This window comes from Pseudomonas sp. LBUM1653 (genome assembly GCF_059716115.1).
Window position 1 is genome coordinate 2128246 of sequence record NZ_CP166803.1, and the last position, 18828, is coordinate 2147073.

Below are 18828 nucleotides of genomic sequence, written 5' to 3' on the forward strand. Positions count from 1 at the left end.
CCATGACCCAATGAGGAGCCCCCGATGAGCGAGCCGATCCGCCTGACCCAATACAGCCATGGCGCTGGTTGTGGCTGCAAGATTTCCCCCCAGGTGCTGGAGGTGATTCTGGCCGGCAGCGGGGCGCAGAACCTTGATCCGAAACTGTGGGTTGGCAATGCCTCGCGCGATGACGCGGCGGTGTACGCCATCGATGACGAGCGTGGCGTGGTGTCGACCACCGACTTTTTCATGCCGATCGTCGACGATCCTTTCGATTTCGGCCGTATTGCCGCCACCAATGCCATCAGCGACATCTACGCCATGGGTGGCGATCCGTTGATGGCGATCGCGATCCTCGGCTGGCCGGTCAATGTGCTGGCGCCGGAGATTGCCCGGGAAGTGATTCGCGGCGGGCGCTCGGTGTGCGATGAGGCCGGGATTCCCTTGGCCGGTGGGCATTCCATCGACGCACCTGAGCCGATCTTTGGCCTGGCCGTCACCGGGCTGGTGCAAAAGCGCCACATGAAGCGCAACGACACGGCCACGGCCGGCTGCTTGTTGTACCTGACCAAACCCTTGGGCATCGGCATCCTCACCACGGCCGAAAAGCAGGGCAAGTTGCGCAGCGCCGATGTCGGCCTGGCCCGCGACTGGATGTGCACCCTGAATAAACCCGGCAGCCGTTTCGGCAAGCTCGAGGGCGTGACCGCGATGACCGATGTCACCGGTTTCGGCCTGCTCGGGCACCTGGTGGAACTGGCCGATGGCAGCGGTCTCACCGCACGCATCGACTATGAGCGGGTGCCGCGCTTGCCGGGCGTCGAGTATTACCTCGACCTGGGCTGTGTGCCGGGCGGCACCTTGCGCAATTTCGACAGCTACGCGAGCAAGCTTGGGCGTCTCCAGGAGTTGCACAAGCGTGTGCTGTGCGACCCGCAAACCAGCGGTGGCCTGCTGGTCGCCGTGACGCCCGAGGGCAACGCCGGGTTTCTCGCGGTCGCTGCCGAACTGGGGCTGAGCCTGGCACCCATCGGCGAACTGGTCGAGCGACAGAGCCACGCGGTCGAGGTGTCCTGATGCCTGTCGACTGCACCGATTACCGCGACATCTTTCTCAACGACCGGCCAATGATGGACGCCCGTGCGCCGGTCGAGTTTCTCAAGGGCTCGTTTCCCGGCGTGGTCAACCTGCCGCTGATGAATGATCACGAACGGCAACGGGTTGGCACCTGTTACAAGCAACAGGGGCAGCAGGCGGCGATTGAGCTGGGCCATCAATTGGTGTCCGGCGCGATCAAGACCGAGCGCATCCAGGCCTGGGCGGATTTTGCCCGGGCCCATCCTGATGGCCTTTTGTATTGCTTCCGTGGCGGCCTGCGCTCGCAGATCGTTCAGCAATGGCTCAAGGACGAGGCAGGCGTCGACTATCCGCGGGTAGGCGGTGGCTACAAGGCCATGCGGACCTTCTTGCTGGAAACCATGGACCAGGCCGTAGCCCAGTGCGATTTCGTTTTGTTGGGCGGCATGACCGGCACCGGTAAAACCGAGGTGCTTACGCAACTGAACAACGGGCTGGACCTTGAGGGACATGCCAACCATCGCGGTTCCAGTTTCGGCAAACGCGTCACGGGCCAGCCGTCCAACATCGACTTTGAAAACCGCCTGGCCGTGGACGTGCTGAAAAAGCGCGCCCGCGGTATCGAACAGTTCGTGCTGGAAGACGAGAGCCGCGCGGTCGGCAGTTGCGCCTTGCCGTTGCCGCTGTATCAGGGCATGCAGCAGTTTCCGATGGTCTGGCTTGAAGACAGCCTGGAAGGGCGGGTCGAGCGGATCCTGCGCGATTACGTGGTGGACCTGTGTGCCGAGTTTATCGCCGTGCATGGCGACGAAGGTTTTGTGTTGTTTTCCGAGCGTATGCTGGCGAGCCTGGACAATGTGCAAAAGCGTCTGGGCGGCGAGCGCCATCGACGGATGCTGATCCTGATGGAAGATGCGCTGGCCGAGCAGGGGCGTAGAGGTGCGGTGGATTTGCACCGGGCCTGGATCGAAGGGTTGCTGGTTGAGTATTACGACCCGATGTATGCCTTTCAGCGGGAGAAGAAAGGGCCTCGGATTGAGTTCTCCGGGGAGCGGGGGGCGGTGTTGGCGTATTTGCGGGAGCGGCGCGGTCTGTAGGAGCCAGGCTTGCCGGCGAACCAGGCACCGCGGTGTATCTGTCACACCGCGTTATCGTTCTTCGCCGGCAAGCCTGGCTCCTACAGGCGAACCCTGCGACGCGGTGTATCTGTCATACCGCGTTATCGTTCTTCGCCGGCAAGCCTGGCTCCTACGTCGGGCAAGTCTCCTGCCCATTATCCAGCCCCTGCTTGTAGCTGTGGCTCTGCAGGCTGGCCTTGCCGTTGTGCCAGGTCAGGGTCAGCACGTACAGCGAGTCATAGTCGCTGGATTCCCAGTCCTCGGTGATCTTCTGTTTCTTGCCGATGGCTTCACCGGCGACCTTGTTGATCAGTTCCGGCAGATAGCCGTGGGACCAGGCGGTGTAGATGACCGAGTTGTGATACTTGTCGTGGAGCAGTTCATCGGCCAGGTCGCTGGTGTCGTTGGCCGAAAAGTTGATGTTCACCGGCAAACCGAGCTTGATCGCGCTGGGGCTGATGGTCATCAAGGGGCGGATGTAGCTGTAGGAGTTGTCCAGTTCGCCTTCCTCGACGTTGCGCGTCGGGTTGGCGGCAAACACGTAGTCGGCCTTGCCGAATTTTTCCGGCAACAGGGTGGCCAGGTCGATGGCGCGGTTCAAGCCCTGGCAATTGAGCTGGCCCAGGCCGCCTTCGGGCTTTTCCGCATGGCGCAGGAACACCAGGGTCTGGGTGCCATCCACCTGCTGGGCGCGGCTTTCGCTGGACTCCAGTGCCAAAAACAACGCACTGGCCGCCAGCAGGGCGGGCAGGAGCAAATACGCACGATGTTTAAAGTGTCGGGTGAATTTCAAGGGATTGATCATTGAATAAAAGGTTCTTCAGCGCATTGGGTTAAGGCTGACAAACCTTTGCACCGCGACTTTCCTGCGTCGGGTGTTTTCCATGTCGTGGAGCCGTTCCGTATCAAAGGGACGCAACTCAGAGTCCTCTGAAGCCCATTTGGTTCGATTCCGGCCGAGCGCGCAGCACTTTACCGATAACCTTAAACGGGTTGGAGCAAAGGTTATCGACAGGATGTTGCGAAATTATGGACACCCTACACGAGCCGGCAGGCAAGCGCAGTGATCTTGCTTGATCTCGACCATCAGCGGTATTCATGGCGCCACATACCGCAGGTCGGGTCATCTCCATTATGATCGGCATTCTCAATTTTCTCGTGGATGCACCCATGACCGATTTGTCTGCGTTCCCCATCACCCGCAAATGGCCGGCCCGGTACCCGGAGTGGATTCAGCTGTACTCCTTGCCGACCCCCAACGGCGTCAAGGTTTCGATCATGCTTGAAGAGATCGGCCTGCCCTATGAGCCCCATCGCGTGGGCTTCGACACCAGCGATCAGATGTCGCCCGAGTTCCTGTCGCTGAGCCCTAACAACAAGATCCCGGCCATTCTCGACCCCCACGGTCCGGACGACCAGCCGTTGCCGCTGTTCGAGTCCGGGGCGATCCTGATCTACCTCGCCGACAAGAGCGGGCAATTGCTGTCCCAGGAATCGGCAGCGCGTTACGAGACCATTCAGTGGCTGATGTTTCAGATGGGTGGCATCGGCCCGATGTTTGGTCAGTTGGGTTTTTTCAATAAATTCGCCGGCAAGGACTACGAAGACAAGCGACCGCGTGACCGCTACGTCGAGGAAAGCCGACGCCTGCTCAGTGTCCTCGATACACGCCTGCAAGGGCGCGAGTGGATCATGGGCGAGCGCTATACCATCGCCGATATCGCGACCTTCCCGTGGGTGCGCAACCTGATCGGTTTCTATGAAGCCGGCGATCTGGTGGGTATCCACAATTTCCCGAACGTTACCCGGGTGCTGGAAAAATTCCTGGCGCGGCCGGCGGTGAAGCGCGGGCTGGAAATTCCCAAGCCAAACGATTCGATCTGATCAGGACCAGGGACGGCCATGCATTCATTCAATTTCAAGCAAGTCGATGTCTTCAGTCCCGTGCCGCTCAAAGGCAATCCGCTGGCGGTGGTGTTTGGCGCCGACAAGCTGAGTGATGAGCGAATGGCGGCGTTCGCGACCTGGACCAATCTCAGCGAAACCACGTTCATTCTCGAGCCGCAGGATCCCCGTGCCGACTATCGGGTGCGAATATTCACCACCCTCAAGGAGTTGCCGTTCGCCGGGCATCCGACGTTGGGCACTTGCCATGCCTGGCTTGAAGCCGGTGGTGTGCCCAAGGGGGAAGAGATCATTCAGGAGTGCGGTGTCGGCCTGGTGCGGATCCGTCGGCAGGGTGCGGAGCTGGCGTTTCTCGCTCCGCCACTGCTCAAGACCGGGCCGGTGGACGCCAGTCTGATGACGCGTGTGCAGTTGGGCCTGGGGCTGGAACCGGAAGCGATTGTCCGCGCGCAGTGGGTCGATAACGGTGCGGGCTGGTTGGCCGTGATGGTTGGGGATCGCCAGCAAGTGCTGGACTTGCAGCCGGATCATTCGCACATGCTCGGCCTCGCGGTCGGTGTCATTGCGCCGTGGCACCCCGAACGCGATGGCGATGACGCGCAGTTCGAAGTCCGGGCATTCATTTCCGGTGACGGTATGCCTGAAGATCCGGCCACGGGCAGCCTCAACGCCGGGATTGCCCAATGGCTGCTCAGCGAAGGGCTGGCGCCGGCCCGCTACGTGGTCAGCCAGGGTCTGACCATGGGCCGCGCCGGGCGCATCCAGGTGGAACAGGTGGGGAATGAAATCTGGATCGGCGGGGCGGTGGTGACCTGTATCAACGGCACGCTGACCCTTTGATTGACCCGACCTTTGTGGGATCGATTATTGCTGACGCGGCAAGGGTTATTTCTCCTGCGTGATTTGTGCCCTGCGCCTTGCAGGGCATAAGCTTTGCTCCCTCTACGATTTTCGTCTTGTTTTCCGTTATTGAGGCATCTCCATGTCCAGCCAGTTCCCCGAAGCACGCCCACGCCGTCTGCGCCGTAATGCAAGCCTGCGCAGTCTGTTCCAGGAAACCGAATTCAGCTTGAATGACCTGGTGCTGCCGATTTTTGTCGAGGAAGAAATCGACGATTTCGTGCCGATCAAGAGCATGCCCGGTGTGATGCGCATTCCTGAATCGAAACTGGCGGGCGAGATCGAGCGTTATGCCCGCGCCGGGATCAAGTCGGTGATGACCTTTGGCGTGTCCCATCACCTGGACAGCAACGGTAGCGACACCTGGAACGACAACGGCCTGGTGTCACGCATGTCGCGCATCGCCAAGGACGCAGTGCCGGAAATGATCGTGATGTCCGATACCTGTTTTTGTGAGTACACCGACCACGGGCATTGCGGCGTGATGCACAATCATGAGGTCGATAACGACCAGACCCTGCTCAACCTCGGCAAACAGGCAGTAGCCGCCGCCCGTGCCGGCGCTGACGTGATTGCCCCGTCGGCGGCCATGGACGGGCAGGTCCAGGCGATTCGCCGGGCGCTCGATGCAGCCGGGTTCACCCAGACGGCGATCATGGCCTATTCGACCAAGTTCGCCTCGGCACTCTATGGCCCGTTCCGCGAAGCCGGCGGCAGCGCGCTCAAGGGCGACCGCAAAAGCTATCAGATGAACCCGATGAATCGCCGTGAGGCGGTGCGTGAGTCGCTGCTGGACGAACAGGAAGGCGCCGACGCGCTGATGGTCAAGCCGGCCGGTGCCTACCTGGACATCATCCGCGACATCCGCGAAGCCTCGCGCCTGCCTTTGTCGGCGTATCAGGTGAGCGGTGAGTACGCGATGATCAAGTTCGCCGCCCAGGCCGGGGCCATCGATGAGGATCGCGTGGTGCGTGAAAGCCTCGGCGCCATCAAGCGGGCAGGGGCCGACCTGATTTTCACTTACTTTGCGATGGACCTGGCAACATCCGGGATCTGAAAATCCCTTGTAGGAGCCAGCGGTGCGGCGGTCCGACTTGCCGGCGAAGAACGATGACGCGGTCTCAGGGTACATATCCATTGCTGCGGTAACGGCCACTTATGGTTTCGCTCTTACAGCGAGTCACTTGGAAGAGCCCCAAGTAACCAAGGGCTCTTGCCCCTGGCGTTCGGTGCCTCGCTAGTGCTCGGCATGCCCTCGCTCCGGTCCTGCTCCGTGGGCCCGCCGCGATGGGCCATCCTTGGCCCAGCGCGGCTAACCCGGCATCCATGCCGGGTTGCCCACTGCGCAGAACCTCCACTCGGCCTCTCGATGTGGCAAGAAGATCAAAAGCCAAAGCCAACGCGAGGCGGCCTGACAGCCGACCTGATTGCAGGTCGGTCCGCGATCCAATTGTGGGAGCGAGCCGGCTCCGGGCGGCGTTCCGACGAAAAAGGTCCAGACAACGCGCTCATCCAGACAGGGCGCGTTATCGTTGACGACCATCGCGAGCAGGCTCGCTCCCACAGGGGATTGGGGATATTCGGAAAAGTCAGGTCGGCTGTCAGGCCGCCTCGCTTTTGCTTTAGATTTGGGCGCCCCGTTAAACCACGATGGCCGAACGCAGGCATTGCGCAGTGGGTAAACCGGCAGGACGCCGGTTTAGCCGCGCTGGGCCAGGGACGGCCCATCGCGGCGACCCACGGAGCAATGCCGGAGTGAGGGCATGCCGAGCTACAGCGAGGCACCGAGTGGTGGGGCAAGAGCCTTTTGGTTCCTTTTTGGCGTTTGAAAAAGGGACTCGCCGTAAGGGCGAAACCCTAAGTGGCCGTTACCGCAGCAACGGATATACACCCAATCCAAATACGCACCTACAGCCCCCAACCTAAAATCAGGGCGCACCAAAATACGGCCGGATCCCGTGGTCGCGAAAATACCGTTCGATGACCTTCGGGTCCGAACAGGTTTCGGCAATCGCCACATACGTATCCGGCCGCAGCAGGTAAAACCCGTTACGCCCAAGGCCGGCCGCTTCGAATGCCGGGCGCCAGCCGAACACATGCAGCGGCAGATGGTGCTCGTGGCACCAGGCGATCATCTCGTCGCTGGTGTCGCCATACACATGCACCTGCCAGGTCGGGCATTTGAGCGATTCAAAATTGTCCCCTTCACCGTCGTGCGCCCAGGGCAGGCGGTCGCCGCCATGCACGTGTCCGGCAATGCCTGTGCTCAAGGACATGGCGCGATAGTTCAAGGTGATTTGCGACACCGTGCGAAACAGGAACTCGCGGGTGGATTCGAACGAGGCCATTTTCGGAATCAGGAAGGGCGCCAGCCGCGTGCGCAACAGATCGGCCATCGGCCCTTCGGCGGTGACGAACGTGAAAACCCGGTCGGTGGTGGCCACCAGTTTGCGGGCGAAGGCGATGCGTTCGGTTTCGTAAGTGTCGAGCAGTTTCGCCTCGGCGCCGCCGCTCAGTACCGCCGCGAGTTTCCAGGCCAGGTTGATGGCATCGCCAATCCCGGTGTTCATGCCCTGACCCCCTGCTGGGCTGTGCACATGGGCGGCGTCGCCCAACAGGAAGGCGCGTGCATTGCGAAAGTGGTCCGCCACCCGATGATGCACGCGGTAGGTCGAGAACCAGTTCAGTTGTTCGACCTTGACCTGCATATGCTCGATGGCCCGACTGCTCACGTCTTCGAATCGCAGGGTTTGCGCCTGTTCGGCGCGTTCGTCGCGCACGGTGCCGATCAAGCGCGCTCGACCGCTGCCGGCCAGCGGGAATACCGCGAGGAAATCCGCCTCATCAAGATCCACATGCAGTTCGCCATTGAACGCCGGGCCGCTGGCTTGCACGTCGGCGACGTAGAAAATCTGCTGGTAGGTACCGCCTGGAAAACCGGTGTCCAGGGTCTTGCGCACGATCGAACGGGCGCCGTCGCAACCGGCCAGGTAGCAGGCCTGGCAGGTTTCCTGTTGGCCATCGGGCAGGCGTAGCGTTGCGGTGATGCCGTCATCGGTTTGCTCGAAACCTTCGAGTTCGGTGTTGCGCTCCACTGTGATGCCGAAGGTTTGCAGGCGGTCGATTAGCAGCCGTTCGTGTTCGTCCTGGGGGAAGATTTCGAGGAAGGCGTAGGGCGTCAGGCCCTCGCCGACGCGGCTCAACGGCAGGCGGGCCACGGGCTGGCCTTTTACCCAGAAATTGGCGGCCGCTACCCGATGACCCTTCTGCACGATGGCGTCGGCCAGGTCCAGTTGGCGATACAGCTCCAGCGTGCGCGCCTGCACCGCCAGTGCCCGTGAAGTGGTACCCGGTGCCGAGGCCTTGTCGACGATCCGCACGCGGACCCCCAGTTTGCTCAGCCATAGCGCCAGGACCAGCCCGGTCGGGCCGGCGCCGATGATCAACACATCGCTGCGGTGCATAAGCCAGTCCTCTTGCCGTGTGCAGCAAGTATGGTCCAGCCTTGTGCAGCGGCGAGGCTGACCGCTGAATGGAACAGCCGGGTTCGCGCCACGGTCATAGCCTGCGCCATACCATTGGTCGTATGGTTAACCCGGCTCAACGGACGTCCTGGAAAAACATGCAAGCCCATCGATTGATCATGAGCATCACCGCGTTACTGCTGCTGGCCGGTTGCAGCAGTCAGCGGACCGAGGAACCAGTGGCGCGCAAGCCCGCCGAGGTCAAGGCGCAAATCGTGCGCCTGCTGCCGGCGAAAACCGTCGACCGCCAGGGGTGGGCCACGGACATCTATGCCGCGTTTGCCGCACAGAACATTGCACCGACCACGCAAAACCTCTGCTCGGTGCTGGCGGTCACCGAGCAGGAATCGACCTTCCAGGTTGATCCCGGCGTGCCGGGGCTGGGCAAGATCGCCCGGGAGGAGATCGATCGCCGGGCGGCCAAGGTGCACATCCCCGAACTGTTGGTCAGCGGTGCACTGCGGGTGAGTTCGCCCAACGGTAAAACCTACAGCGATCGGCTGAATGCGGCGCGCAGCGAAAAGGAACTGAGCGCGATTTTCGATGAATTCATCGGCATGGTGCCCATGGGCAAGACCCTGTTCGCAGGCTTCAACCCGGTGCACACCGGCGGGCCGATGCAGGTCAGCATCGACTTTGCCGAACAGCAGGCTAAAGACTATCCGTATCCGGTGGACGGCTCGATACGCCGTGAAGTCTTTACCCGGCGCGGCGGCATGTACTTCGGCATCGCGCATCTGCTCGGTTATCCGGTGAGCTACAAGCAACCCTTGTATCGCTTCGCCGATTTCAACGCTGGTTGGTACGCCAGTCGCAATGCCGCGTTCCAGAATGCCGTGAGCCGGGCCTCGGGCATTCCGCTGGCGCTGGATGGCGACCTGGTCCGCTACGGTTCGATCATGCCCGGCAGCACCGAACTGGCGGTGCGCACCCTGGGCAAACAGCTGGGCATGCGCAATCCGACGATCAGGGATCAACTGGAGGAGGGCAACACCCTGGCGTTCGAGGACAGCGAGCTCTATCAGCGGGTCTTCGCCTTGGCCGAACAGGCCGAAGGTCGTGCCCTGCCGCGAGCGGTACTGCCGGGGATCGTGCTGCAAAGCCCGAAAATCACCCGCAAGCTCACCACCGCCTGGTTTGCCAAACGGGTCGACGAGCGTTACCAGCGCTGCATGGCGCGTTGAGTTGATCCGGAAAAATGCATGAAAAAGCCCGGCTGATCAGGCCGGGCTTTTTGTTGGCGCGGTGAAGCGATGGGTTCAGGCGACGGTGTTGCCTTGCAGGCGGTCGGAGCCATCGGCGGCAACGGTGTTGCCCTGCAGGCGGTCGGAGCCATCGGCGGCGACGGTGTTGCCTTGCAGGCGGTCGGAGCCATCGGCGGCGACGGTGTTGCCTTGCAGGCGGTCGGAGCCATCGGCGGCGACGGTGTTGCCTTGCAAACGATCCGAACCATCGGCAGCGACGCGATTCTCGATCAGTCGGTCAGAACCACCCTCAGCCACACGGCTTTCAATCAGACGATCCGAGCCACCTTCAGCGACAACAGGCTGAACAGAGGTAGCGGCAAAAGCGTTAACTGCAAAGACCGAGAAAGCGATGCTGAGAAGGGTTTGGCGTTTCATGATCGTGTACTCCGGGGCGTTGTTGGTTGGTATGGAGCTGATGTTACGCCGCGGATTTTTTAAGAGAACTTCATTGACGTGATGGTGAACATCGACAGTATTGATAGAGGCGCTGCGATACCGTTCGTGGGCGTGATGTTACAGTCGTCGGGCGGCCGAGGCGTGGTCGATGGCGCCTTCTACACTGGATAGTTGGTGCTGATCGCGGCCAACCAGGGGGTGTGTATGTATCAACTCTACGGACATCAGAATTCGGGCGCGGCGGCGATCGAGGCCGCACTGGAGCTGTGTGAGATTGCCTATCGCTTCATCGATGTCGAGACCTCCCCCGAAGCCGCCCAGGCACTGGAGAAGCTCAATCCGCTCAAGCAGATTCCGACGCTGCAACTGCCCGACGGCGGCATCCTCACCGAAAGCGCGGCGATCCTGATTCATCTCGGGCTGACGTTTCCCAAGTCGAACCTGTTGCCGGCTGACCCTGCCGACCGTGATCAGGCCATTCGGGGCCTGGCGTTCATCGTCAGCAATTGTTATGCGGCCATTGGCATCATCGATTATCCGGAGCGCTGGCTGGCCAGTGCGGATGAAGCGTCGCGGCAAAACCTCATGGCCGGTGCCCGGCAGCGTCTGCACTGGAGTTGGGAGGTGTTTGCCGACCAGTTTTCCGCTGAGTTGTATCTGGGTGACGAGACACCGGGGGCGCTGGATGTGCTGGCGGCGGTGATCACGCGGTGGGCGGGCAGCCGCGAGCATTTGCGCCGAACGAGGCCGGGGTTTTTCGCCTGGCTGGAGCGGATTGACCGGCATCCGATATTGGCGCCGGTGTTTGCCAGGCATTGGCCCTCGTAAACACATCAATCCCCTGTAGGAGCGAGCATGCTCGCGAAAAACCTGAGAGCGCCGTGGGGCATCTGCCATCCAGCGTTATCGTTGACGACCATCGCGAGCATGCTCGCTCCTACAACAGGTAACGGGTTCGCATCATTCGCCGCGGATGTACTGTTCCAGCTGGCGAATCAGCTCGGCCTGTTCGGCAATGGCTTCCTTGACCAGGTCGCCGATCGACAGCAGGCCGATCAACTTGCCGTTTTCCACCACCGGCAGGTGGCGCAAGCGTCTGTCGGACATGATGCCCAGGCAGGTGTCGACAGTTTGATGGGTGTCCACGGTGATGACGGGCGATACCATGATGTCGCGTACCGGCGTGCCCACGGAGGAGCGGCCATGCAGCACCAGTTTGCGCGCGTAGTCGCGTTCACTGATGATGCCCAGCACCTCGTCATTGTCCACCACCAGCAAGGCACCGACGTTTTTTTCGGCCATCTTCATCAGCGCTTCGAGCACCATGTGATCAGGTTTGATCTGGTGCACTTCCTGGTTCTTCTGATCTTTCATCTTGAGCAGTTGCGCGACGGTTTTCATGGCGGTTTCCCGGGTGTTGTCGTTGTCCTTGAAGAATCGTAGACCCGAGCGTTCAGGGCAAGGGCAAAAGCGGCAGATAGCACGCAAAAAACGTCATTGGGCGGTTTTTCTTCGGTAAACCTCATATTCCAGGTCGGCAAAAAAACCTGTGGGAGCGAGCCTGCTCGCGAAGGCGTCGTGTCAGTCGACATAAAGGGTGAATGTCAGTCCGCTAACGCGAGCAGGCTCGCTCCCACAGGGTTGATGTTCGCCAGAAACCTACGCGCTAACACCGAAGATGACGGGTAGAATCACCCTCTGAATCAGCGTCGAGGTTTGCAGTGGTGGATTTACCGCAGGGCTTCGTCCTGACCCGGCATTGGCGCGACACTCCGGCGGGCACCGAAGTCGAGTTCTGGCTGGCGACCGATAGCGGTCCCCGGCGCATCCGCCTGCCTCATCAGCCGTCGGTGGCGTTCATCCCGGCCGATCAGCGCGAGCAGGCCGAGGCGCTGTTGCGTGACGAAAAAAACGTCGAGCTCAAGCCCCTGGCCCTGCAGGACTTCGAACATCGTCCGGTGCTCGGCCTGTATTGCCGGCAGCACGGACAACTGATGCGCCTGGAAACCGCGTTGCGCAGGGCCGGCGTCGAGGTGTACGAGGCCGATGTGCGCCCGCCGGAGCGTTACATGATGGAACGGTTCATCACCGCGCCCGTACGCTTTGGCGGCACACCGGGGGCCGACGGTCTGCTGCTCGATGCGCAGATGAAACCCGACCCCGACTACCGACCCAGCCTGAAGCTGGTATCCCTGGACATCGAAACCACCGCTCGGGCCGAGTTGTATTCCATTGCCCTGGAAGGCTGCGGCGAGCGTCAGGTCTATATGCTCGGCCCGCCCAATGGCGACCACAGCGCGGTGGATTTCCAGCTCGAATACTGCGAGTCGCGAACCCTGCTGCTGAAAAAGCTCAATGAATGGTTCGCCCGCCACGACCCCGATGCGATCATTGGCTGGAACGTCGTGCAGTTCGACTTGCGGGTCCTGCATGAACACGCCCGGCGTCTGGCCGTGCCGCTGAAACTGGGGCGTGGCGGCGAGGAAATGCAATGGCGCGAACACGGCAGCGGCAACCATTACTTTGCATCCGCCGCCGGCCGGTTGATCATCGACGGCATCGAATCCTTGCGCTCGGCGACCTGGAGCTTCCCCTCGTTCAGCCTGGAAAACGTCGCGCAAACCCTGCTGGGCGAAGGCAAGTCGATTGATAACCCGTACCAGCGCATGGATGAAATCAACCGCATGTTCGCCGAGGACAAACCGGCGCTGGCCAAGTACAACCTCAAGGACTGCGAGCTGGTCACGCGGATCTTCGCCAAGACCGAGCTGCTCAAGTTCCTGCTGGAACGGGCCAGTGTCACCGGCTTGCCGGCCGATCGCATGGGCGGCTCGGTGGCGGCGTTCACCCACCTCTACATGCCACTGATGCACCGCCAAGGCTTCGTCGCGCCAAACCTTGGCAGCAAGCCGGCGCAAGCCAGCCCCGGCGGTTTTGTCATGGACTCGCGACCGGGGCTGTACGAATCGGTGCTGGTGTTCGACTACAAAAGCCTCTATCCGTCGATCATCCGCACCTTCCTTATTGACCCGGTGGGCTTGATCGAAGGGCTCAAGCACCCCAATGACCAGGATTCGCTGCCGGGTTTTCGCGGGGCGCGGTTTTCCCGTACCCGGCATTGCCTGCCCGCCATCGTCGCCCGGGTCGCCGAAGGCCGGGAAACCGCCAAGCGCGAGCACAATGCGCCGCTGTCCCAGGCGCTGAAGATCATCATGAACGCGTTCTACGGTGTGCTTGGTTCCAGTGGGTGCCGCTTCTTCGACACGCGCCTGGCCTCGTCCATCACACTGCGCGGTCACGAGATCATGCTGCGCACCCGAAAGTTGATCGAAGCCCAGGGTCATACGGTGATCTACGGCGACACCGACTCGACCTTCGTCTGGCTGCGGCGCGCCCACGGCCAGCAGGAAGCCGCGCAGATCGGCCGCGCGCTGGTCGATCACGTCAACCAGTGGTGGCGCGAGCATGTACGCCAGGAGTACGGCCTGGAGAGCGTGCTGGAGCTGCAATTCGAAACCCACTACAAACGCTTCCTGATGCCGACCATCCGCGGCGCGGAGGAGGGCAGCAAGAAGCGTTACGCGGGGCTGGTCACGCGCGCCGATGGCAGCGAAGAGATGGTCTACAAGGGCCTGGAAACCGTGCGCACCGATTGGTCGCTGCTGGCCCGGCAGTTCCAGCAGGAGCTGTATTCGCTGATCTTCCACCGCAAACCCTATCAGGACTACGTGCGCGAATACGTGCGCAAGACCCTGGCCGGTGAGTTCGACGATCGCCTGATTTACCGCAAGCGCCTGCGCCGCACGCTTGACGACTACCAGCGCAACGTCCCGCCCCATGTACGGGCGGCGCGCATTGCCGACGATTACAACGACCGCCAGGGCCGCCCGCGGCAGTACCAGAATGGCGGCTGGATCAGCTACGTGATCACCGTCGCCGGCCCCGAGCCGTTGGAAATCCGCAGTGCGCTCATCGACTACGACCACTACATCAGCCGGCAACTGCTACCGGTGGCGGACGCGATCCTGCCGTTTGTCGACGACGATTTTTCAACCCTGATTGGTGGGCAGCTGGGCTTGTTTTGAGTCCATCAGCGACAAGGTCCAGTCATCCACAATGCCGTGAAAGTACTGGTTCAAGGCTTGATGAAAGAGACTGTCAGGGGGCGCGATCTGGGCGAACAAGGTCATCGAGGAGCGAAATTTCAGGTCGTCGGGGTGGCCGAAAATCGCCGCCACCGAGCGCTTCTCGATGTCCAGCACTTGCTGTGTACAGCTCCTTAGCCGGGCACCCAGCAGCGGGTGTTCGAGGTAGGCTTGTGCTTCTTGCCGGGAGCGGATCGCGAAGCGGCGCGACATGTCGCTGTCACCCAGCCCGGCAAATTGCGGAAAAATGAACCACATCCAGTGACTGCGCTTGTGGCCGGCGTCCAGTTCGGCCTTAACCCGGTCGAATACCGGGCTTTGCGCCTGGACAAAGCGTTGCAGGTTAAAGACGTCCGGTTGATCGGTGCTTCTCATGTCGAAGCCCTCTGACACCGCGATGGCTTAGACCATGGCCAACCGCTGCTTGCGTGTGGGCGCCTGAAACGCTTGGTCCAGCGCCTCCAGATCCCCAGCCTCCAGCTTTATTTGCGCCGCTTGCGCATTGAGTTGCACGTGTTCGGGGCGGACGGCCTTGGGGATGGCGATCACGCCGTCCTGGCGCAGCAGCCATGCCAGCGAGACCTGGGCAGGCGTGGCTTTATGGCGGGCAGCTACTTGTTTGAGCGTAGCATTGGCCAACATGTTCCCTGCCTGGCCAATCGGGCAGTAGGCCATCACCGGCATCCTCTGTTCCTTGCACCAGGGCAAGAGGTCAAATTCTATGCCGCGTTCCTCCAGGTTGTAGAGCACTTGATTGGTGGCGCAGGCCGTTGCGTTCAGTTCCTGCAGGTCGTCGAGATCAAGATTGGACACGCCCCAACGGCCGATCTTGCCGGCTTCACGCAGGCGTTCGAAGGCCTCCACGGTTTCTTCCAGGGGATACTGGCCACGCCAATGCAACAGGTACAGATCGATGGTATCGGTCTTCAGCCGTCGCAGGCTGCGCTCGCATGCCTGGGGAATGCCCTGGCGGCTGGCGTTGTGCGGGTAGACCTTGCTGACGAGGAAGACCCGCTCGCGCTGGCCGGCGATGGCGTCGCCCACCACCAGCTCGGCACCGCCTTCGCCGTACATTTCTGCGGTGTCGATCAGGGTCATGCCCAGTTCGATGCCCAGGCGCAGCGCGGCAACTTCCTGTTGATGGCGGGTGGGGTCTTCGCCCATTTGCCAGGTGCCCTGGCCGATGACGGGTACCTGGGTGCCGGCCAGTTGCTGGGTGCGCATGCTTGGTTCCTTCTGGTCATTATTGCGGTTGGCATCAGGATAGTCCCTGGGGTTCCATCCTGGTGGCCTTATAGCCGACCAGTCGCTCATGGATGTACCCGATTCAACTGTGGGAGCGGCGGTGCGACGATTCGACTTGCTCGCGAAGGCGGCCTGAAAGGCGACCCTTACTTTCGGTGTACATATCCATTCCTGCGGTAACGGCCCCTTATGGTTTCGCTCTTACAGCGAGTCACTTGGAAAAGCCTGTAGGAGCGAGCCTGCTCGCGATGGAGGTCAACGATGACGCGGGCAGCCTGACACCCCGCGGTGCTCTCAGGTTTTTCGCGAGCATGCTCGCTCCTACAGGGCCCGCCGCGATGGGCCATCCTTGGCCCAGCGCGGCTAAACCGGCATCCATGCCGGTTTGCCCACTGCGCAGAACCTCCACTCGGCCTCTCGATGTGGCAAGAAAATCAAAAGCCAAATCAACAGCAAAAGCGAGGCGGCCGACCGGCCGGCCTGATTTCAGATGAGCGCGGTCCTCTGTAGGAGCCGGCTTGCTGGCGATGGGGCCGTTGGATGTTGCATCAGGCTTTCGGACGCCGTCGCCGGCAAGTCGGACCGCCGCCAAGCCGGCTCCTACAACTGCCGGTGATCGATTGGCAACCCTCGCCACCGCACTTTTCCCCAACTTCCGGCTCTATCCATTGCCAGCCGTCGGCGATCCCCACCGTCGGCCCATGCCCAAGTTCATCACCCATGGCTCGAGTTTCACCCCACATCAATCGCTCAATCCGTCGTCATTGCCTGCTGCTGGCCGGCCTGTCGTTGTTCCTGGTCAGCGGTTGCAGCCATCAACAAGGCAACGACCTGTTCACCCAGATACGCGAAGGAAAACCCCAGGAGTTCCTGCAAACCAGCGTCGACCGCATGGCGACGCTGGCCATGCGGGACAACCTCGACAGCCTTTACCTGCTGATGAGCAAGCTGTACCTGCGCAACCCCGACGAGTTGAAAAAATCCGGCTTCCTGGATGCCCGTACCGCTGGCAAACAAGTGCGCATGGCCATTGAGCAGCAGCAGCCGTTGCCTACGCTGGGGGGTAAGAAAGATCTGGCGGCGCTGCGGTTTGCCATGAGCCCGGAGTTTCTCGGTGATCGGGTCGGTGCGTTCATCTACGCCATCGGCAGTATGCTGGTGACCGCCCACGGCAATCGCCTGGAGTTCTACATGACGGACGCGATCAACCCGACGTTCGTCAGCAATGCCGCGCGCAACATCGAAATCGCCACCTGGATCCTGAGCCAGCGGCAGAACAAAGACGGCCAGCCCATGCTGTTCTCCAATGAAATCTCGGAGGAGGGCAGCAACCTGAGTTTCGCCGTGGAGTTCGGCAAGATCGTCGCGCGGCTGGACCTGCTGACCCAGATGCTCGACGAACGCTACCGGCGGATCGGTTTGAATTATGCCCAGAGCCTGCTGTTCCTGAATTTCCTGCCAGTGCAATAACCTGTCCTGGATGCGTTCAGGGTATAAAGATAGATCGCATCGATATAACTGGTTATAAGAAATGTCGCTATGCTGCGGGCCAGTTTTTCCCTGCAGTTTTTGTGGACGTCTCAATGGATCTAGTGAATATCGGGTTGGTCGTGGCCGGGCTGGTGGTCGGCTTCATCGTCGGCATGACGGGCGTCGGTGGCGGGTCGTTGATGACGCCCATCCTGCTGTGGTTCGGTATCAACCCGGCAACCGCGGTCGGCACCGATTTGCTGTACGCGGCCATCACCAAATCCAGCGGCGTCCTGGTCCACAGGAAGAACAACAATATCGACTGGTCGATTACCGGTTGGTTGACCCTCGGCAGCGTGCCGGCGGTGGCGTTGACATTGTGGTTCCTGAGCAGTCTGAACGAAGCACCCGACGCGATGAACGCGATCATCAAACAGGCATTGGGCTTTGTCCTTTTCGCCACGGCGTTGGCGATCCTGTTCAAGAAACGCCTGCTCGATTTCGCCCACAAGCGCGCGGGCGGCAACTACAACCCCAGCGGTGCGCGCCTCAATGTCCTGACCGTGATCACCGGCCTGGTGCTGGGCACCATGGTCGCGTTGACTTCCATCGGTGCTGGTGCCCTGGGCACCGTGGCGTTGTTCATCCTCTATCCGTTGCTGCCGACCCGCCGTCTGGTCGGCACGGAAATCGCCCACGCGGTGCCCCTGACCCTGGTCGCCGGCCTTGGCCATGCGAGCATGGGCAACATGGACTGGCAGGTGCTCGGCTATTTGCTGATCGGTTCGTTGCCGGGGATTTACCTGGGCAGCCACCTGACCGGGCGCATCTCCGATGAATGGTTGCGCCCTTGCCTGGCGACGATGCTGGTATTGATCGGCTACAAGCTGGCGTTCTGAACCCTGGACCTGGCTGATCGACCGGCACAGGTCGACCGGTGTCTGAAGTGACCTTTGCAACGGGAACTTCAGGGTCCTGGCCAGGTCAGTAGGGGCCCTGCATCGGAGATTCCGAGCAGCGCTGGTGGCCTGCTTTCATGGCAGTGCCGTCCGAGATCAGCCGAGTCTGCCCCTGATGCCAACCAAGCGTTTTCTGCCGAGCCTCTTCCTTGCGTGCTGCGCCGTCGCGTCGCTTTACTCGATGGCTGCCGAGCGACCCGCGCAAAGTAACAGCGCATCCACCACCCTGATAGAAACCGCCTCGCGCCAGTATGAAAATGGCCAGTTGGACCAGGCCGCTGCCACGCTGGAGCGTGCCCTGCATATCCAGCCGAACAATCCCGCGACCCTGCATTACCTCGGTGTGCTGCGCCTGCAGCAGGGGCAGTACCAGCAGGCTGAAACCCTGGCGGCGCGCTCGAACCTGCGGGTTGGAAGCAACGTCGAACTGCGCAACCGCAACTTCCAGTTGATCCAGGCGGCGCAACAGGCCAAGGCTTCGGGTACCCCACCCAAGGCTCAGGAGAATCTGATTGCAGTACAGAAGGCTCGCGAAGAGGAGGCCCGAAAGCGCCGCGAAGCAGAACTGGCTGCTGCTGAACAATCCGCTGCGGACGCTGGCAACTTCGCTCGCGTAGCGGATTCTGCGGCGACTGCCAGGCCACAGCCCGAAGGACAATTTCAGGTGGCTTCCGCCGAGCCAGAGCCCGCGAACGATGACATTGCGATTCCCCGCGGCCATTGGCCACCGCCGGGTCAATGTCGCATCTGGTTCCCTGATCGCCCGGCCGGGCACCAGCCCCCCCCAGGCAGCTGCAAGAAGCTGCGAAAACGGGTTCCGTCAGGCGCCTTCCTGATGCAGGGGTGAGTGGCTGATGGAG

The 18828-nt window shown here is 61.4% G+C and carries 17 protein-coding genes; 11 read left to right on the forward strand and 6 right to left on the reverse strand.

Annotation, left to right across the window (positions count from 1 at the left end; all coding sequences use genetic code 11):
* The first annotated feature begins 24 nt into the window (after positions 1-24).
* Complete coding sequence (selD, locus tag ACA054_RS09700; protein WP_497689181.1) at positions 25-1059, forward strand: selenide, water dikinase SelD; 1035 nt, start codon at positions 25-27, stop codon at positions 1057-1059.
* Complete coding sequence (gene mnmH / locus ACA054_RS09705; RefSeq protein ID WP_497689182.1) at positions 1059-2156, forward strand: tRNA 2-selenouridine(34) synthase MnmH; 1098 nt, start codon at positions 1059-1061, stop codon at positions 2154-2156. Before selD ends, mnmH begins: the two co-directional genes overlap by 1 nt.
* Before the next feature lie 151 nt (positions 2157-2307).
* On the opposite strand, the gene ACA054_RS09710 is transcribed toward mnmH, so the two are convergent.
* A complete protein-coding gene (locus tag ACA054_RS09710) occupies positions 2308-2982 on the reverse strand; it encodes a histidine phosphatase family protein (protein ID WP_497689183.1) in 675 nt (224 codons plus the stop codon).
* Positions 2983-3347: 365 nt separating this feature from the next.
* On the opposite strand from ACA054_RS09710, the gene ACA054_RS09715 reads away from it, so the two are divergent.
* From ACA054_RS09715 to hemB, 3 genes are all read left to right on the forward strand, one after another.
* Positions 3348-4061, forward strand: coding sequence for a glutathione binding-like protein (locus ACA054_RS09715; RefSeq protein ID WP_497689184.1), 714 nt, complete (start codon positions 3348-3350; stop codon positions 4059-4061).
* Between the two features lie 18 nt (positions 4062-4079).
* Complete coding sequence (locus tag ACA054_RS09720) at positions 4080-4922, forward strand: PhzF family phenazine biosynthesis protein (protein WP_497689185.1); 843 nt, start codon at positions 4080-4082, stop codon at positions 4920-4922.
* Positions 4923-5064: 142 nt separating this feature from the next.
* On the forward strand, positions 5065-6039 hold the full coding sequence (hemB, locus tag ACA054_RS09725) for a porphobilinogen synthase (RefSeq protein ID WP_497689186.1): 975 nt from the start codon (positions 5065-5067) through the stop codon (positions 6037-6039).
* Between the two features lie 871 nt (positions 6040-6910).
* On the opposite strand, the gene ACA054_RS09730 is transcribed toward hemB, so the two are convergent.
* A complete protein-coding gene (locus ACA054_RS09730) occupies positions 6911-8446 on the reverse strand; it encodes an FAD-dependent oxidoreductase (protein WP_497689187.1) in 1536 nt (511 codons plus the stop codon).
* A gap of 158 nt (positions 8447-8604) precedes the next feature.
* Between ACA054_RS09730 and ACA054_RS09735 the strand changes: the two genes are divergently transcribed.
* The gene (locus tag ACA054_RS09735) at positions 8605-9690 is read left to right on the forward strand and encodes a DUF1615 domain-containing protein (protein ID WP_497689188.1); all 1086 of its coding nucleotides are present in this window, start codon (positions 8605-8607) and stop codon (positions 9688-9690) included.
* Between the two features lie 75 nt (positions 9691-9765).
* Here ACA054_RS09735 and ACA054_RS09740 read toward each other — a convergent pair whose 3' ends face one another.
* Complete coding sequence (locus tag ACA054_RS09740) at positions 9766-10128, reverse strand: hypothetical protein (RefSeq protein ID WP_151141247.1); 363 nt, start codon at positions 10126-10128, stop codon at positions 9766-9768.
* A gap of 225 nt (positions 10129-10353) precedes the next feature.
* Between ACA054_RS09740 and ACA054_RS09745 the strand changes: the two genes are divergently transcribed.
* On the forward strand, positions 10354-10977 hold the full coding sequence (locus ACA054_RS09745; protein ID WP_497689189.1) for a glutathione S-transferase N-terminal domain-containing protein: 624 nt from the start codon (positions 10354-10356) through the stop codon (positions 10975-10977).
* A 132-nt stretch (positions 10978-11109) separates the two neighbouring features.
* On the opposite strand, the gene ACA054_RS09750 is transcribed toward ACA054_RS09745, so the two are convergent.
* Positions 11110-11550 carry a CBS domain-containing protein gene (locus tag ACA054_RS09750; RefSeq protein ID WP_401315370.1) on the reverse strand — a complete coding sequence of 147 codons (441 nt, stop codon included), beginning with the start codon at positions 11548-11550 and terminating at the stop codon, positions 11110-11112.
* Positions 11551-11873: 323 nt separating this feature from the next.
* Here ACA054_RS09750 and ACA054_RS09755 point away from each other — a divergent pair, with 323 nt between their 5' ends.
* The gene (locus tag ACA054_RS09755; protein WP_497689190.1) at positions 11874-14234 is read left to right on the forward strand and encodes a DNA polymerase II; all 2361 of its coding nucleotides are present in this window, start codon (positions 11874-11876) and stop codon (positions 14232-14234) included.
* Here the strand turns inward: ACA054_RS09755 and ACA054_RS09760 are convergent.
* Together ACA054_RS09760 and ACA054_RS09765 are read right to left on the reverse strand one after the other, a co-directional pair.
* The gene (locus ACA054_RS09760; RefSeq protein ID WP_497689191.1) at positions 14199-14669 is read right to left on the reverse strand and encodes a DUF1810 domain-containing protein; all 471 of its coding nucleotides are present in this window, start codon (positions 14667-14669) and stop codon (positions 14199-14201) included. The two genes, ACA054_RS09755 and ACA054_RS09760, sit on opposite strands and share 36 nt — an antisense overlap.
* Before the next feature lie 27 nt (positions 14670-14696).
* Positions 14697-15518: an aldo/keto reductase gene (locus ACA054_RS09765; RefSeq protein WP_497689192.1), complete on the reverse strand. Its 822-nt coding sequence runs from the start codon at positions 15516-15518 to the stop codon at positions 14697-14699.
* A 741-nt stretch (positions 15519-16259) separates the two neighbouring features.
* Here ACA054_RS09765 and ACA054_RS09770 point away from each other — a divergent pair.
* The 3 genes from ACA054_RS09770 to ACA054_RS09780 all read left to right on the forward strand — a co-directional run bounded on the left by ACA054_RS09770 (position 16260) and on the right by ACA054_RS09780 (position 18815).
* A complete protein-coding gene (locus ACA054_RS09770; protein ID WP_497689193.1) occupies positions 16260-17009 on the forward strand; it encodes a hypothetical protein in 750 nt (249 codons plus the stop codon).
* 113 nt (positions 17010-17122) lie between these two features.
* Entirely contained in the window at positions 17123-17908 is a 786-nt protein-coding gene (locus ACA054_RS09775; protein WP_497689194.1) for a sulfite exporter TauE/SafE family protein, read from the forward strand.
* 175 nt (positions 17909-18083) lie between these two features.
* On the forward strand, positions 18084-18815 hold the full coding sequence (locus tag ACA054_RS09780) for a tetratricopeptide repeat protein (protein ID WP_497689195.1): 732 nt from the start codon (positions 18084-18086) through the stop codon (positions 18813-18815).
* Positions 18816-18828 lie beyond the last annotated feature (13 nt).